The organism is Burkholderia diffusa (assembly GCF_902499115.1).
Classification (GTDB): domain Bacteria; phylum Pseudomonadota; class Gammaproteobacteria; order Burkholderiales; family Burkholderiaceae; genus Burkholderia; species Burkholderia diffusa.
In genome coordinates, this window is record NZ_CABVPN010000021.1 from 14720 (window position 1) to 28492 (window position 13773).

At 67.2% G+C, this 13773-nt stretch carries 14 protein-coding genes, 1 pseudogene and 1 riboswitch; of the genes and pseudogenes, 10 read left to right on the forward strand and 5 right to left on the reverse strand.

Going from position 1 to position 13773, the window contains the following annotated elements; translation table 11 throughout:
* Positions 1 to 246: 246 nt before the first annotated feature.
* The 3 genes from BTE28158_RS21195 to BTE28158_RS21205 all read left to right on the forward strand — a co-directional run bounded on the left by BTE28158_RS21195 (position 247) and on the right by BTE28158_RS21205 (position 3748).
* Entirely contained in the window at positions 247 to 918 is a 672-nt protein-coding gene (locus BTE28158_RS21195) for a heavy metal response regulator transcription factor (RefSeq protein ID WP_151049806.1), read from the forward strand.
* Positions 915 to 2330 (forward strand): heavy metal sensor histidine kinase, encoded by a 1416-nt coding sequence (locus BTE28158_RS21200; protein WP_151049808.1) that lies wholly within the window; start codon positions 915 to 917, stop codon positions 2328 to 2330. The genes BTE28158_RS21195 and BTE28158_RS21200 overlap by 4 nt, the downstream gene beginning before the upstream one ends.
* 139 nt (positions 2331 to 2469) lie before the next feature.
* Positions 2470 to 2653, forward strand: a riboswitch (yybP-ykoY riboswitch).
* Positions 2654 to 2737: 84 nt separating this feature from the next.
* Positions 2738 to 3748 (forward strand): sodium:calcium antiporter, encoded by a 1011-nt coding sequence (locus BTE28158_RS21205; RefSeq protein WP_059605168.1) that lies wholly within the window; start codon positions 2738 to 2740, stop codon positions 3746 to 3748.
* A gap of 18 nt (positions 3749 to 3766) precedes the next feature.
* Here the strand turns inward: BTE28158_RS21205 and gstA are convergent, their stop codons facing one another.
* Positions 3767 to 4405 (reverse strand): glutathione transferase GstA, encoded by a 639-nt coding sequence (gene gstA, locus BTE28158_RS21210; RefSeq protein ID WP_151049810.1) that lies wholly within the window; start codon positions 4403 to 4405, stop codon positions 3767 to 3769.
* 137 nt (positions 4406 to 4542) lie between these two features.
* Between gstA and BTE28158_RS21215 the strand changes: the two genes are divergently transcribed.
* The 3 genes and pseudogenes from BTE28158_RS21215 to BTE28158_RS21225 all read left to right on the forward strand — a co-directional run.
* Positions 4543 to 4899 carry a winged helix-turn-helix transcriptional regulator gene (locus BTE28158_RS21215; RefSeq protein ID WP_151049812.1) on the forward strand — a complete coding sequence of 119 codons (357 nt, stop codon included), beginning with the start codon at positions 4543 to 4545 and terminating at the stop codon, positions 4897 to 4899.
* A gap of 21 nt (positions 4900 to 4920) precedes the next feature.
* A complete protein-coding gene (locus BTE28158_RS21220) occupies positions 4921 to 5289 on the forward strand; it encodes a hypothetical protein (RefSeq protein WP_151049814.1) in 369 nt (122 codons plus the stop codon).
* Between the two features lie 142 nt (positions 5290 to 5431).
* Positions 5432 to 5713 (forward strand): annotated as a pseudogene (locus BTE28158_RS21225) (MFS transporter); the annotation flags it as partial.
* 12 nt (positions 5714 to 5725) lie between these two features.
* On the opposite strand, the gene BTE28158_RS21230 reads toward BTE28158_RS21225, so the two are convergent.
* The 3 genes from BTE28158_RS21230 to BTE28158_RS21240 form a co-directional block, all read right to left on the reverse strand.
* Positions 5726 to 6646 carry a LysR family transcriptional regulator gene (locus BTE28158_RS21230; protein ID WP_151049816.1) on the reverse strand — a complete coding sequence of 307 codons (921 nt, stop codon included), beginning with the start codon at positions 6644 to 6646 and terminating at the stop codon, positions 5726 to 5728.
* A gap of 137 nt (positions 6647 to 6783) precedes the next feature.
* Positions 6784 to 8244 carry an NAD(P)/FAD-dependent oxidoreductase gene (locus tag BTE28158_RS21235; RefSeq protein WP_151049818.1) on the reverse strand — a complete coding sequence of 487 codons (1461 nt, stop codon included), beginning with the start codon at positions 8242 to 8244 and terminating at the stop codon, positions 6784 to 6786.
* A gap of 222 nt (positions 8245 to 8466) precedes the next feature.
* Entirely contained in the window at positions 8467 to 8811 is a 345-nt protein-coding gene (locus BTE28158_RS21240) for a cupin domain-containing protein (protein WP_059447616.1), read from the reverse strand.
* A 196-nt stretch (positions 8812 to 9007) separates the two neighbouring features.
* On the opposite strand from BTE28158_RS21240, the gene BTE28158_RS21245 reads away from it, so the two are divergent.
* The 4 genes from BTE28158_RS21245 (at position 9008) to BTE28158_RS21260 (ending at position 13038) form a co-directional block, all read left to right on the forward strand.
* A complete protein-coding gene (locus BTE28158_RS21245) occupies positions 9008 to 9898 on the forward strand; it encodes a helix-turn-helix transcriptional regulator (RefSeq protein ID WP_151049820.1) in 891 nt (296 codons plus the stop codon).
* Positions 9899 to 10063: 165 nt separating this feature from the next.
* A complete protein-coding gene (speB, locus tag BTE28158_RS21250; protein WP_151049822.1) occupies positions 10064 to 11014 on the forward strand; it encodes an agmatinase in 951 nt (316 codons plus the stop codon).
* A gap of 22 nt (positions 11015 to 11036) precedes the next feature.
* Positions 11037 to 12518: an aldehyde dehydrogenase family protein gene (locus tag BTE28158_RS21255; RefSeq protein ID WP_174920071.1), complete on the forward strand. Its 1482-nt coding sequence runs from the start codon at positions 11037 to 11039 to the stop codon at positions 12516 to 12518.
* 199 nt (positions 12519 to 12717) lie between these two features.
* A complete protein-coding gene (locus BTE28158_RS21260; RefSeq protein WP_239007154.1) occupies positions 12718 to 13038 on the forward strand; it encodes a hypothetical protein in 321 nt (106 codons plus the stop codon).
* On the opposite strand, the gene BTE28158_RS21265 is transcribed toward BTE28158_RS21260, so the two are convergent.
* On the reverse strand, positions 12993 to 13760 hold the full coding sequence (locus BTE28158_RS21265) for a DeoR/GlpR family DNA-binding transcription regulator (RefSeq protein WP_059605131.1): 768 nt from the start codon (positions 13758 to 13760) through the stop codon (positions 12993 to 12995). The two genes, BTE28158_RS21260 and BTE28158_RS21265, sit on opposite strands and share 46 nt — an antisense overlap.
* Between the last annotated feature and the right edge of the window lie 13 nt (positions 13761 to 13773).

Below are 13773 nucleotides of genomic sequence, written 5' to 3' on the forward strand. Positions count from 1 at the left end.
CGGTGACCGGATGAACGGGAGCGGCGCCGCGACGACGCGCGCCGGATACGAGACGGCCGCAGCTTATCGCCGCCGGCGTGACGACGACATGGCCGAAACATGACGGAATTTTCATGAAGTACGGCGACGCATCGCACGCGCGCTTCATGAAAATTCCGTCATCCGGCGGTCATCTTTCGCGCACGCGCTGCGCCGTAAGCTCACGCGTTACACTGACCGGCTGGAATCACGAACGCCTGCTCCACCATGCGGATACTGATAGTCGAAGACGAACCCAAGATGGCGTCGTACCTCCGCAAGGGGCTGACGGAGGCAAGCTACACGGTCGACGTGGCCGAGAACGGCCAGGACGGGCTGTTCCTCGCGCTGCACGAGGATTTCGATCTCGTCGTGCTCGACGTGATGCTGCCGGAACTGGACGGCTTCGAGGTGCTCCGGCGGCTGCGCGCGCAGAAGCAGACGCCGGTGCTGCTGCTGACGGCCCGGGAAGCGATCGAGGACAAGGTCACGGGGCTCGAACTGGGTGCCGACGACTACCTGCTCAAACCGTTCGCGTACGCGGAGTTCCTTGCCCGCATCCGTTCGCTGCTGCGGCGCGTGCCGCGCAATTCCCGAGAGATCCTGCACATCGCCGATCTCGAAGTCGACCTGATCAAGCGCCGCGTGCGGCGCGCCGACGCCCGCATCGACCTGACCGCGCAGGAGTTCGCTCTGCTGCAGCTGCTCGCGGAACGCGAGGGCGAGGTGTTGACGCGCACCTTCATCACGTCGCAGATCTGGGACATGAATTTCGACAGCGACACGAACGTCGTCGATGCGGCGATCAAGCGCCTGCGCGCGAAGATCGACAACGCGTACGAGAAGAAGCTGATCCACACGATCCGCGGGATGGGCTACGTGCTCGAGGATCGCGCATGAAAGGCGGCCCCGCGCCCTATTCGCTGCTCCGGCGCCTGACGCTCGCGTTCGCGGTCGTGGCCGCGCTCGTGTTCGCGCTGACCGGCGCGTACCTGTATCGCTCGCTGTCCGCCGAGTTGACCCGGCGCGACGATATCGAGATCGCCGGCAAGCTCAACCAGTTCCTGCAGCTCGCGCGGGCGAGCGGTTCGACCGCCGCCGTGCGCGCCGATCCGGCCGTTTTCCATGAAGTGCTGCTGTCGCATCCGGGCGTCTATCTCGGCATCTACGACGGCGCGAACCGCCCGCTCGTCGAACACACCGACGAAGCCGGCCATACGCTCGCGTCGGTGATCGCGCGGCCGCAGCCGGCCGGTGCAGCGGGCGCGGCGGCCAGCCCATTCACGTGCTCGCCGCCCGGCATCGGCACGTCGCGCTGCGTCCGTGCGCGCGCCACGCTGCCGTCGGGCGAAACCATTCAGGTTGCGCTGGCGCGCACGGCGGCGGATCGCCAGTCGCTGCTGGAAAGCTATCGCGTCGACATCTGGCTCGCGGCCGCGCTCGGCGCGCTCCTGGTCGGCGCGCTCGGCTACGCGGTCGCGTCCCGCGGTCTGCGTCCGGTCGAGAGCCTCGGCCGGCAGACGTCGCGCATCGAGGCGCACAACCTGGCCGCGCGCCTCGATGCGCGCGGCGGCCCGATCGAGCTGCGCGAGCTCGCCACGTCCGTCAACCGGATGCTCGACCGGCTCGAGCGCGCGTTCGTGCGGCTGTCCCAGTTCTCGTCCGATCTCGCGCACGACATGCGCACGCCGCTCGCGAACGTGATCAGCGCGTCGCAGGTCACGCTGTCGCGTGCCCGCACCACCGAGGAATACGAAGCGCTGATCGATTCGAACATCGAGGAATGCGAACGGCTGCAGCGGATGATCGAGAACATGCTGTTTCTCGCGCGCACGGACAATGCGCGGCAGCACCTGAAGACCGCCGAACTCGACGCCGGCAACGAGCTGCGCCGGCTCGCGTCGTATTTCCAGGCGCTGGCCGACGAGGCCGGCGTGCGCCTCGACGTACACGGCGCAGCGCCGGTCGTCGCGGACGCGACACTGTTCCGGCGCGCCGTCAGCAACCTCGTCTCGAACGCGCTCGAACACGCGGAAGCCGGATCGACGATCGAGCTGGCCGTATCGCCCCGGCCCGGCTACGCGGTCGTCGAGGTCACGAACCGCGGCGTCGCGATTGCGCCCGAACAGATCGAGCGGATCTTCGAGCGCTTCTACCGGATCGATTCGTCGCGGCACGGCGCGGCGCGCAACACCGGGCTCGGGCTCGCGATCGTCAAGTCGATCGTCGAGCTGCATCGCGGCAAGGTCGAGGTCGTGAGCCGCGACGGACGGACGACCTTCGCGCTTCACTTCCCGGCCCGCGTTTCGTGACACGCGGATGACGCCGCCGCGCGAGCATGCCGATTGCTTCCCGATACTGCATGGGCATCCGTCACAAGACGGCTTGACCGCACGCATGAATGGATATGGCCGCACGCGCTTGCCGAAAGCGGCCAGCTCGGCTAGACTGCCCTTCGTCTTTGGGGAGTAGCCTGCTTTCCATCCCCCGGAAAGCGAACGCGTCAACACACTCGGCCTGCGGCCGTGGCGCGTTCGGCCTAATCGGTCTGGCGAGACCATCGACGCATCGCGTCGTTCCTGGTCGGACGTCGGCAGATGCGTCATGGTTCGTCCACGTCCGACCACGGAGTCCCCATGTTCCTTCCAGACTTCCCCCTGCGTTTCGTTCGCCGCGTCCGTTCCGCCACTGCCTGCGTGCCTGCCTGCGGAGGTGCCGCATGACGTTGATGCTCGTCGAACTGGCGGTCATGCTGATCGTCATCCTGATCGCCGCCGAACTCTTCACGAATGCGCTCGAACATCTCGGCGAGCGGCTGAAGATTTCGGAAGGTGTGACCGGCTCGCTGTTCGCCGCCGTCGGCACCGCGCTTCCCGAAACGATGGTGCCGCTGCTCGCGCTCGCGGGCGGCACGTCGAACGCGGCCGTGAACGAGGAAATCGGCGTCGGCGCGATTCTCGGCGCGCCGCTGATGCTCGCGACGCTGACGACCTTCCTGATGACGATCGCCGTGATCCGCTCACGCGGACTGACCGGCACGATCGCGCCCGAGCGCACCGGCTTCGTGCGCGACCTGAACTACTTCATCGCCGCATTCGCACTCGCCACCATCGCGATGTTCGTTCCGCATCACGTGTGGGCGGTCCGTGCGCTGCTCGCCGCGATGCTGGTCGGCATCTACGTGACGTACGTCCTGATGACGTTCCGCGCGTCGACGCAACTCGTCGATGCCGGGCACGGCACCGAGGCGCCGCACGCGATGTTCCTGTCGCGCGTCGGGCTGCCGACCAACCTGGCGACCATCGCGCTGCAACTCGCGCTCGGTGTCGCGCTGCTCGTCGGCGGGGCGAAGGGCTTCATTCACGGCGTCGAGGGGGTGTCGCACCTGCTCGGCATCTCCGCGCTGCTGCTGTCGCTGATCATCGTGCCGATCGCGACGGAATTGCCGGAAAAGGTCAACAGCGTGCTGTGGATCCGCCGCAAGAAGGACACGCTCGCGTTCGGCAACATCACCGGCGCGATGGTGTTCCAGGGCACGCTGCTGCCGGCGATCGGCATCATGCTGACGCCGTGGGAACCGCGCCCCGAAGTGCTGACCGGCGTGATCATCACGCTCGCGGCGGCGGTGTGGCTGCGCGTCAATGCCCGCGCGCGCGGGCTCGCGATCTGGGCGTTGCTGGCAAACGGGGCCGGGTATGTCGGCTATCTGTTCGTGACGCTGACGCGCTGAACGCGCGACGCGCTTCAATCACGACACATCGGGCCGGGCGTCGGCCTGCAGCACCTGCTGCACGGCCGGCCGCGCGCGCACCCGCTCGTACCACGCGCGCAGGTTCGTGTACCGGCTCAAGTCGATGTCGGCGTTGTACACCGAACGCATCCAGTCAGCCTTGCCCCAACCCGTCAGCGCGAACAGGTACGCATCGCCGATCGTGAACGTGTCGCCCGTGATGAAGGTCTTGCCGTAGAGCTGGCGGTCGATCCATGCGAAGCGGCTGTCGAGCTTCTGCCGCGCCGGGTCGACGTATTTCCCCGCCTGCACCGCGTACAGCAGCGGGATGAAGCCCTTGTGGATCTCGGTGCCGAGAAAGTTCAGCCATTCCATCAGCCGGTAGCGCGCGAGGGTGCCGTACGCGGGTGCGAGCCCCGCGTCGGGGCGCAGGTCGGCGAGATACTGCGCGATCACCGGTCCTTCGCGCAGCATCGTGCCGTCGTCGAGTTCGAGCAGCGGCACGTAGCCGAGTTCGTTGACGTCGTAATAATCGCGACCGTCTTCGATCCGGTGCTTGCGCGCGTCGACCGTGACGATCTTCGCGTCGATGCCCGCTTCGCGCAGCACGATGCGAATCGCCTGCGAGCAGCTGCCGGGAGCGTGATAGAGCTTCATGTGTTTCCTTGGTTGGGTGGTTCGACTCTCGATTCGCCGCGACGCGGGCGCTAATATCTCGCATCGGCGCAGCGCTGAGAAGAAGGCAGTCGTTTGTGCCGTAGTCACAAAAAAGTTACCTACCGGGGTTCAGCAGGATGAAAACGAGTGCGACAGGATGTTCCGTGGAAGAAGCGATGCGCCTGCTCGGCGGCCGCTGGCGGCTGCTGCTCGTGTCGTATCTGCTCGACGGGCCGAAGCGCTTCGGCGACCTGCGCCGCGACATGCCGGGCATCTCGCAGCGCATGCTGACGCTCGATCTGCGCGCGCTCGAGGACGCCGGCTTCGTGCGGCGCACCGTGTATCCGGAAGTGCCGGTGCGCGTCGAGTACGATCTGACCGCGGACGGTGACCGGCTGCGGCCCGTCGTCGACGTCATGCGCGAGTTCGGGTTGTGGCTGAAGGCGCGCGATGCGCACTGCGAGGTTGAAGCGGAAGCCGCGCTGCCCCGATAACCCCTCATCGAGAGAAACATCATGGAACTACATGCCACCGTCGGCGCGGCAACGTCCGACATCGACGACGACGAAAGTTGCGCGAACATCTATTGCCACGACGCGGCGCAGAACTATTGCTTCTCGCTGCTGCGCTTTCCGGACGAAACGTCGATCGAGGTGATGGTGCTCGACCAGCTTACCGCGCACGTGAAGGATCTGACGGTGCGCCTCACGGGCGACACGATCGAAGTCGAGCTCGATGAGCGCACCGCCGCGCGTCTCGACGGCAACACGCATTACGTGATTCATCTCGCGCCCGGCGAGCACGATCCGGTCGTGCTGCGTGCCGCGCTCAAGGAAATCTTCGACGGCAAGAGCGGATATCGCGACGACAGCGCAAGCACGTAACCCGCCCTGCCCGGCACGCGTTCAAATCTCAAGCGTTCGCGCTTCGCCCATGACGCGTGCTGCGCGATTCCAACCGCTTCTCCTGCGCTGCGCGCTGCTGGTCGCGGGCTGCGCATCGATAGCCGCCGCGCATGTGGCCAGGATCTCGACCTGCATCATCGGCGCGAACTACGTCACGTCGACGGGATGGGTGATCGCGTTTATGACGATCGCGTTCTTCAGCAACGGCTTCGCATCGATCACATGGCCGCTCGTGTTCAACCTCACCGGCAATCTGGTCGCAATCGCGACGCCGATCGTGATCGGGCTGCTCGTCGACGGCGCGGACTTCTCGCGCGCGATCACCTACATCGCCGCGATGGCGCTCGAGGGCAGCCTGTCGTACGGGCTGCTGGTCGGCAAGGTCGAACGCATCGATGCCTGAGCAGGTGCCGCGCTACGCGGCCAGCGCGACCGCCTTGATGTTGAACGCGCGCAGCAAATCCTCGCAGAACGCGTCGACGATCGGCCTGTCGCTCGCGCTGCGCTTCATCGCGAGATGCAGCGGCACGTCGAAGCTGAGCGTCGCGCGGCCGATGGCCTTCACGAGCCCGCGCTGCTCGAACGGCTCCGCGTAATGCGCGGGCAGATAGCCGAGATGGCCGCCCGACAGAATCAGGATCGTCGCGGCCTCGATGCTGTCCGCGCTCGCGGTCACGCGCCGCTCGGGCAGCGGATACTGCTCCTCCGGCACCGGATAAGTGCGCCATACCCAGTCGTGCGCCTGCAGGTCGTCGGCCGACACCGGCCATGACGCATGAAACAGCGGATGGCCGCGCCCGCAGTAGATCACCTGTTCCTCGGTAAACAACGGCGTGTAGTCGAGCCCCGGCACGCGGTGCCAGAAATACCCGATCGCGAGATCGAGCTGGTTGTTGACGAGACTTTCCTCGAGTTCCTGCGGCGACGCGACCTTCATCGAAAACGTGACGGCCTGGTCGCGCTTGCGGAACGCGCCGATGGCATCGGCCAGGCGCGCGTTTTCGACGAGCGGCGCCTGCCCGATCAGGCCGATCGACAGCGTGCCGACCAGCTTGCGGTCGATGTCGCGCACACGCGCGACGAACTCGGACGTCGCCGCGACGAGCGTACGTGCCGTGGCCGCGAAGCGTTCACCCTTCGACGTCAGCCGAAAGCCGCCGCGGCCGCGATCGCACAGCTTGAAACCGACGCGCGCTTCCAGCGCAGACAGCTGCGTGCTGATCGTCGACTGCCGCACGCCGAGCGATGCCTCGGCCGCCGTGATGCCGCGTGCGTCGACGACGGCGAGAAAGACCCGGATGAGCCGGAGATCGAGATCGGTGGTATTCGAAAACATGCTTCGAGCCGCTGCGCCTGAGCGCGTTGTCGGGCCGGCGCGATACCGGCCGTCTTTGCCGATGAACCTTGCCGGACGCGTGCCGCCATCGGCAACGGCACGCGCCATACGCGTCGCTCGCGGACATCGCGCGTCGCCTACATCGGGAAGCCCATCGCCTTGATCCCGTTTATCCACGCGCGCTTCCAGCCGCCTTCGGCATCCGCGCCGTCAAACGCATGGAACGTGATCTTCGCGGCGACCCAGCGCATCGGCTCGGGCGGGATGTAGCTCGGGCTCTGGTTCGCAATGTCGAGCTTGCGTTCCGGGCTGTCGCGATCGAACAGGATGTTCAGCCCCATGAACGCGCCGAACCGGCTCGCCGCGACGCCGAAACCCGTGTAGCCGGCGACGAACACGGCCTTGTCGCCCAGATAGCGCTTCGCGAACACCGAGCCGCGCGAGCAGTAGTCGATCGGGCCGCCCCACGCGTGCGAGAAGCGCACGTCGGCGAGCTGCGGGAACGTGCGGTAGAACGCCTCCGCGAGCCGGTAGTAGGTTTCGCGCTCGCCGTCCTGGTGCGGCTCGGGATCGCCGTCGAAGTGATAGCTGACCAGCCCGCCGAAGATGATGTTGTTGTTCTTCGTCAGCCGGAAATAGTTCAGCTGTGTGCGCGTGTCGTACACGCCCTGGCGATTCTTCCAGCCGATGCGCGCGAGCTGTTCGTCGGTGAGCGGCTCGGTCGCGAGCACGTGGTCGCGCACCTGCATCACCCGGCGGTTGATGTCGGGAATGCCGACCTTCGCCGTGCCGCTGCCGAACACGACGCGCGGCGCGCGCACGCTGCCCTTCGGCGTCTTCACGTACACCGTGCCGCCTTCGTCGGTCACCTTCGTGAGCGGCGTGTGTTCGTACAGCTTCACGCCGAGCGACAGCGCCGCGCGCTTGAGCCCCCACGCGAGCTTCGCCGGATGCACGATGCCGCTGCGGTTGCGCGACCACAGTGCGCCCGCGAACAGCGGCGAGTTCAACTGTTCGAGCGTTTCGTCGCGATTCAGCAGCACGACGTCGTGTCCGTATTCGCGATGCAGATCGTAGTCGCCCTTCAAGTGCGCGAGGTGCTCGGGGTCGACCGCCACCGTCATCTCGCCGTTCCACTCGATGTCGGCGTCGATGTCGTAGCGCTTCAGCGTTTCCTCGAAGCCGTCGAGGTTGCGATGGCCGAAAGCCTCGAGCTGCGCGATGTCGTTCGGGAACACGCGCACCGCGTTCGGCAGCCCGTGCATCACCGACGTCGAGATGATCCCGCCCGCGCGGCCCGATGCGCCGTGCGCGACCTTGCCGGCCTCGATCAGCACCACGTTCAGCTGCGGCATCTGCTCCTTCGCCTGCACGGCCGCCCACAGCCCCGTGAAGCCGCCGCCGACGATCAGCAGGTCGGCCGTCGCGTCGCCGACGAGCTCCGGCTCGGTGGCCGGTGCGGCCGGGTTGTCGAGCCAGTACGGGAACAGCTTCGTATTCGCGAGCGCCTCGGCGGCGCCCAGTGCGACCGGTGCGCGACGCGCGGCGTGTGCGTGCGCCGGTGCGGCCCGTGTTGCTTCGTTGACTTCCATTTCCATGATCCCAGCCATTCCACGTGATCGCAGCCCGCACGGGTCGAGCGTGCGCGGCGTGCCGCATTCGCCGATTTCGCCGATGGCGACTTGCGGCGCACGCACCGCAAGTCGCAATATGTCCTGTCGGCAAAAGCGCGACGGACTTCGCTTGCGGTCGATCGAAAACGCAACCGCCGGCGGGCCCGCGTCAATCCGACGACGACACCCCGGCGGCGGTCGCTCACATCACGACTTCTCGAGCAGCACGTAGAACTTCTTCGCGTCCTCGATCGTCTCCCAGCGGCCCGCGAAACCGGCCGGCAGCAGGTACCCCTGGCCCGGCGTGAATTCCTTCCGGTTGCCTTCCACGTCGGTCAGCGCGATCCGGCCCTCGACGAGCCACACCGCCTCGTCCGCCGCCGTTTCCGGAAACTCCACCGAGCCGACCTTGCCTTCCCACCAGCCGATGAGGTAGCTGCCGCTCTTGCCTTCGGCCGCGCGCCAGTCGCTTTCGTCCATCCCGAAGTCGAGCTTCGTGAATTCGCCAATGCCTGCGCCGAGCGGCAGGATGTCCTTGATCAGTTTGGTCATCTGAATCTTTCGTCTCTGGATTGAAAAGCAGAGACAAAGTTACTCATTTACACTGCCCCGGTATGCCCCCCTTCGGGGGGGACAAGTCGCGTTTTCCGGGGTGCGCCAGGTCGCAGGACGCCATACCGCATTTCCCCCTAATGACGTTTCGGACTTCGGACGCTAAAATCGCGGCCGCTTTTCACCGGGGAACCGCATGCTGCTCAACGTGAACCCCTCAGACCGCGACACCGACCGCTTCGTCGTGCCGTTCAAGGCGCTGGGCGAGCTGATCGAGACGGTCGGCACGCCGCACTTCGTGCCGCGTCTCACGCAATTGCTGAACGACGTGGTACCGCTCGACGTGGCGCACGTCGAACGTTCGCGCGTCGACGGCACGATGCCCACCGGCTACCGCTGCGAATGGATCGGCAGCAGCGGCATCGGCACCGCGACTGCCGCGATCTCCGACGTGATGACGCTCTACTACGAGCGCTTTCTCGACAGCGACCCGCTGTTCGCGGGGCTGCGCGGCAAGACGGGCACGATGCTGGTCGTGCGCGATATCGCGGCGATCCCGCCCGGCGAATTCCGCCAGCGGCTGTTCGACGACGTGCGTATCGGCCACGAATGCGTGCTCGCGCGCGGCACCCGCTACGCGCAGCATTCGATCGCGCTGGAACGCGGCCGTGACCGCCCGCCGTTCACGCTCGCCGAGATGAACCGCTTTCGCAACGTCAGCGATGTGCTGTTCCCGCTGCTCGAGCTGCACGCGTCGACTACCGCCGCGCGGCGCGTCGCGCACCCGACACCCGAAGTGCATCCGCTCGCGCAGTTCGATGCGCGGATCGCGACCGACGGCGTGAAGCTGTCGAAGCGCGAATACGAAACCTGCAAGCATCTGATCTCCGGCAAGACCGTGCCGGAAACCGCCGACATCCTCGGCGTGCGGGTCGCGTCGGCCGAGTCGTACGTGAAGCGCGCGTTCGCGAAGCTCGGCGTGCGCACGAAACGCGAGCTTGCTGCATGGGGCTCGGCCGCGCCGGCGTTTCGTGCGGCCGCGGCCCACGACGGCGACGGCGCGCCGCCGCCCGCGATCGCGCGCTGATCCGGTCCGACGTCGACCGTCCGCCGACGGTCACGCCGCGTCGATGCGGCGGCGCCACTCGCATCGAGCGCCGTCGATGTAAACGTTGCGACTTCAAGATCTTCGCGTGCGCGTTCTCCTCTACCATCGGCCGATCGCTTTTCACCAGAAAGAGGAGACGGCCCGATGCAACGCGAACTGAACCAACCCATGGGCGGCAACGAGATGCCGCGCTTTGGCGGCATCGCCACGATGATGCGCCTGCCGCAGGCCGACACGACCGACGGCCTCGACGTGTGCTTCGTCGGCGTGCCGCTGGACCTCGGCACGTCGAATCGCTCGGGTTCGCGCTTCGGCCCGCGCCAGATCCGCACCGAATCCGTGCTGCTTCGCCCGTACAACATGGCCACGCGCGCGGCACCGTTCGATTCGCTGCAGGTCGCCGACATCGGCGACGTCGCGACCAATCCGTACGACCTGAAGGATTCGGTGCGCCGCATCGAGCAAGCGTATGACGAGATCGTCGCGAACGGCTGCCGGCCGATCACGCTCGGCGGCGACCACACGATCGCATGGCCGATCCTGCGCGCGCTGCACAAGAAGTACGGCAAGGTCGCCGTGGTGCACGTCGACGCGCACGCGGACGTGAACGACACGATGTTCGGCGAGAAGATCGCGCACGGCACGCCGTTCCGCCGCGCGGTGGAGGACGGCCTGCTGCAATGCGACAAGGTCACGCAGATCGGCTTGCGCGGCACCGGCTACCACGCGGACGATTTCGACTGGTGCCGCCAGCAGGGCTTCACGGTCGTGCAGGCGGAGGCATGCTGGAACACGTCGCTCGCGCCGCTGATGACGCAGGTGCGCGAACGCATCGGCGACACGCCGGTCTATCTCAGCTTCGACATCGACGGTCTCGATCCGTCGTTCGCACCCGGCACCGGCACGCCGGAAATCGGCGGGCTGTCGGTGCAGCAGGGTCTCGAGATCATTCGCGGGATGAAGGGGCTGAACATCGTCGGCGCGGATCTCGTCGAAGTGTCGCCGCCGTATGATCCGACCGGCACCACCGCGCTCGTCGGCGCGAACCTCGCGTTCGAGATGCTCTGCGTGATGCCGGGCGTCGCCTGCCGCTAACCCGATCGACAGGAAAACGTTCATGTCCACCGCTGAGCTTTCCCCTTCCGCCACCGCCATCGTGCTGCCCGCCGCGCGCATCGCCGGCCGATCCGTGCACACGCATTCCGCTGAAGCCGGCGCGCCGATCTTCAATGCGTCGACCGGCGAGACGATCGGCTGGCAGGAATTCGCGACGGCCGCGCACGTCGACGCCGCGGTCCGCGCCGCGCGCGACGCGTTCGCCGCGTGGCGCGACACGCCGCCCGCCGAGCGCGGCCGCCTGCTCGCGACGATCGCCGCGCGCGTCGACGCCAACCGCGAACGCCTTGCGGCGCTGCAGATGCAGGTGAGCGGCAAGCCGCCGTTCGAGGCCGACGCCGACGTCGGCGACGTCGCCGCGACGTTCGCGTACTACGCGCAGCTGTGCGAGAACCCTGCGCTGTTCGCGGCCGAGCCGGTCGCGCTGCCCAGCGACACCGTTGCGGCCGAACGCTTTCACGATGCGGTCGGCGTGGCCGCGCTGATCATGCCGTGGAATTTCCCGATGGTCACGACCGCGTGGAAGCTCGCGCCCGCGCTGGCGGCAGGCTGCACGGTCGTGATGAAGCCGTCCGAACTGACGTCGCCGACCGAGCACGCACTGCTCGACCTGATCGCCGAAGCCGGCGTGCCCGACGGCGTCGTCAACGTCGTCAACGGCGGCGCGGAAGTCGGCGCGGCGCTGACCGAGCATCCGCTGGTCGACAAGATCTCGTTTACCGGCAGCACGGCCGCCGGCCGCAAGGTCATGCAGGCCGCGGCCGAGGACATGAAGCGCGTGACGCTCGAACTCGGCGGCAAGTCGTCGCTGATCGTGCGCGACGACGCCGATCTTGACGTCGCGGTGTCGCTGGCGGTGGCCGGTGCGTTCACGAACGCGGGCCAGATGTGCTCGGCCACCGCGCGCATCCTTGTGCACGACAGCGTGTACCGCCGCTTCATGGCCGCGTTCGAGACGGCCGTTCGCGCGCTCGTCGTCGCGCCGCCTTCCGCCGAACACGTCGCGATGGGGCCGCTGATCTCGGCCGCGCAGCGCACGCGCGTGGAGGCGATGCTCGAGCAAGGCATCGCGGCCGGCGCCCGCGTCGCGTTCAGCGGGTGCGTCGCCGAGGGGGGCGGCAACGGCTTCTTCATGGCGCCGGTCGTGGTCGCCGAACCGACCGTCGACAACCTGCTGTGGACTGACGAGGTGTTCGGCCCGGTCGCGTGCGTGAAGTCGTTCCGCACCGACGACGAGGCGATCGCGCTCGCGAACGACACGCGCTATGGGCTCGTCGCGACCGTCGTGACGCGCGACGCGGAAATCGCGAAGCAGTTCCAGGCACGCGTGCGCGCCGGGCTCGTGTGGATCAACGCACCGCAGCTCATCTACCCGCACGTGTGCTGGGGCGGTTTCGGGCTCAGCGGGATCGGACGCGAACTCGGCGTGACGGGCCTGCGCAGCTACCAGGAACTGCGCCACGCGATGCGTGCGATCGATTGACCGGGGGCGGCCGGCCGAAGCATGAGATGCACGCTTCCGATGATGACGATGTCCGTGCGCGAATACGGCGTCGTCACGGTCGATGTGCCGCCGCTTCGGCCTCGGTATCGTGATACTCGACAGACGTCGCGATCTTCCCGCTTTCGATCGTGAACAGATGCCCCCAGTCGTCGTCGTACGTGCGGCCTGTGGCATGGACATGCCAGCGTTGCGTGCCGAGCACGACGACCCGGTTGCGCTGCACACGAGCCGCCGCGAGGCAGCGGAACAGACAAGCGCGCGTGCGATGCGCGCGCGGCTCGATGACTTGATGGCGATGGTGAAAGCGCTGCGCGCCGAGGCGAGCGCGATCGAACGGACGGTGCAGGCATCGACCGACGATCCGGCCGCACCCGCGGCGCAGTCACTGTCGATGCTGCGGCGCAAGCGCGTCGTGCCAGCCGCTCCACGCGACGCGGCGCGCCGCCGCGCGCATCACGACAGCACGATGTTCCGGATGACCTTCCTGATGCTCGGGTAGCTGTCGACCGACTCCGCCTTCTGGTCCGTCACGAGCGTGCCGATCCGCGCGGGTTCGCAAAAGCCGATCCGGCTATTCGTGCCGAGCTTGCTGAAGTCGGCCAGGATCGCGACGTCCGCCGCGTTGGCGACCATCGCGCGCGCGACTTCCGTTTCCATCCGGTCGTAGTTCGTCGCGCCGCGCACGTGGTCGACGCCGACCGGCGACAGCAACGCGAGATCGGCGCGATAGCGGAAGATCTCGGCGATCGTCCCGTCGCCGACCGTCGCGGCCGCGCGGCTGCCGATCATCCCGCCGAGCAGAATCGTTTCGTTCTTCGCCTGCCCGGGGTCGCTCGAGCGCATCTTCAATGCGACGTCGATCGAATTCGTGACGACCGTGAGGCCGGACAGCTTCGCCAGTTCCTCGGCCAGCAGCGTGGTGGTCGTGCCCGCGTCGATGAACAGCGTCTGCGAGCCCGTGACGAGCCGCGCCGCGGCGCGCGCGATCGCCTGCTTCGCCTTCACGTGCGTCTGCGCGCGTTCGGCGATCGGCGCTTCGTCGCCCACCTGCACCGCGCCGCCGTGCACGCGCTTCAGCTCCCCCATCGCTTCCAGATCGACGAGATCGCGGCGCACGGTTTCCCGCGACACGTTCAGATCGGCCATGATCCGGTCGGTGGAGACACGCTGCATCTTCGATAACAGAAGCCGGATCCTCTGATATCGCTCTTCTTGCCACATGAAATGTCCTTGG

Coding starts and splice junctions, on each gene's coding strand:
- BTE28158_RS21195 (WP_151049806.1), top strand. CDS start 247: ATGCGGATACTGATAGTCGAAGACGAACCCAAGATGGCGTCGTACCTC.
- BTE28158_RS21200 (WP_151049808.1), top strand. CDS start 915: ATGAAAGGCGGCCCCGCGCCCTATTCGCTGCTCCGGCGCCTGACGCTC.
- BTE28158_RS21205 (WP_059605168.1), top strand. CDS start 2,738: ATGACGTTGATGCTCGTCGAACTGGCGGTCATGCTGATCGTCATCCTG.
- gstA (WP_151049810.1), bottom strand. CDS start 4,405: ATGAAGCTCTATCACGCTCCCGGCAGCTGCTCGCAGGCGATTCGCATC.
- BTE28158_RS21215 (WP_151049812.1), top strand. CDS start 4,543: ATGAAAACGAGTGCGACAGGATGTTCCGTGGAAGAAGCGATGCGCCTG.
- BTE28158_RS21220 (WP_151049814.1), top strand. CDS start 4,921: ATGGAACTACATGCCACCGTCGGCGCGGCAACGTCCGACATCGACGAC.
- BTE28158_RS21230 (WP_151049816.1), bottom strand. CDS start 6,646: ATGTTTTCGAATACCACCGATCTCGATCTCCGGCTCATCCGGGTCTTT.
- BTE28158_RS21235 (WP_151049818.1), bottom strand. CDS start 8,244: ATGGAAATGGAAGTCAACGAAGCAACACGGGCCGCACCGGCGCACGCA.
- BTE28158_RS21240 (WP_059447616.1), bottom strand. CDS start 8,811: ATGACCAAACTGATCAAGGACATCCTGCCGCTCGGCGCAGGCATTGGC.
- BTE28158_RS21245 (WP_151049820.1), top strand. CDS start 9,008: ATGCTGCTCAACGTGAACCCCTCAGACCGCGACACCGACCGCTTCGTC.
- speB (WP_151049822.1), top strand. CDS start 10,064: ATGCAACGCGAACTGAACCAACCCATGGGCGGCAACGAGATGCCGCGC.
- BTE28158_RS21255 (WP_174920071.1), top strand. CDS start 11,037: ATGTCCACCGCTGAGCTTTCCCCTTCCGCCACCGCCATCGTGCTGCCC.
- BTE28158_RS21260 (WP_239007154.1), top strand. CDS start 12,718: ATGCCAGCGTTGCGTGCCGAGCACGACGACCCGGTTGCGCTGCACACG.
- BTE28158_RS21265 (WP_059605131.1), bottom strand. CDS start 13,760: ATGTGGCAAGAAGAGCGATATCAGAGGATCCGGCTTCTGTTATCGAAG.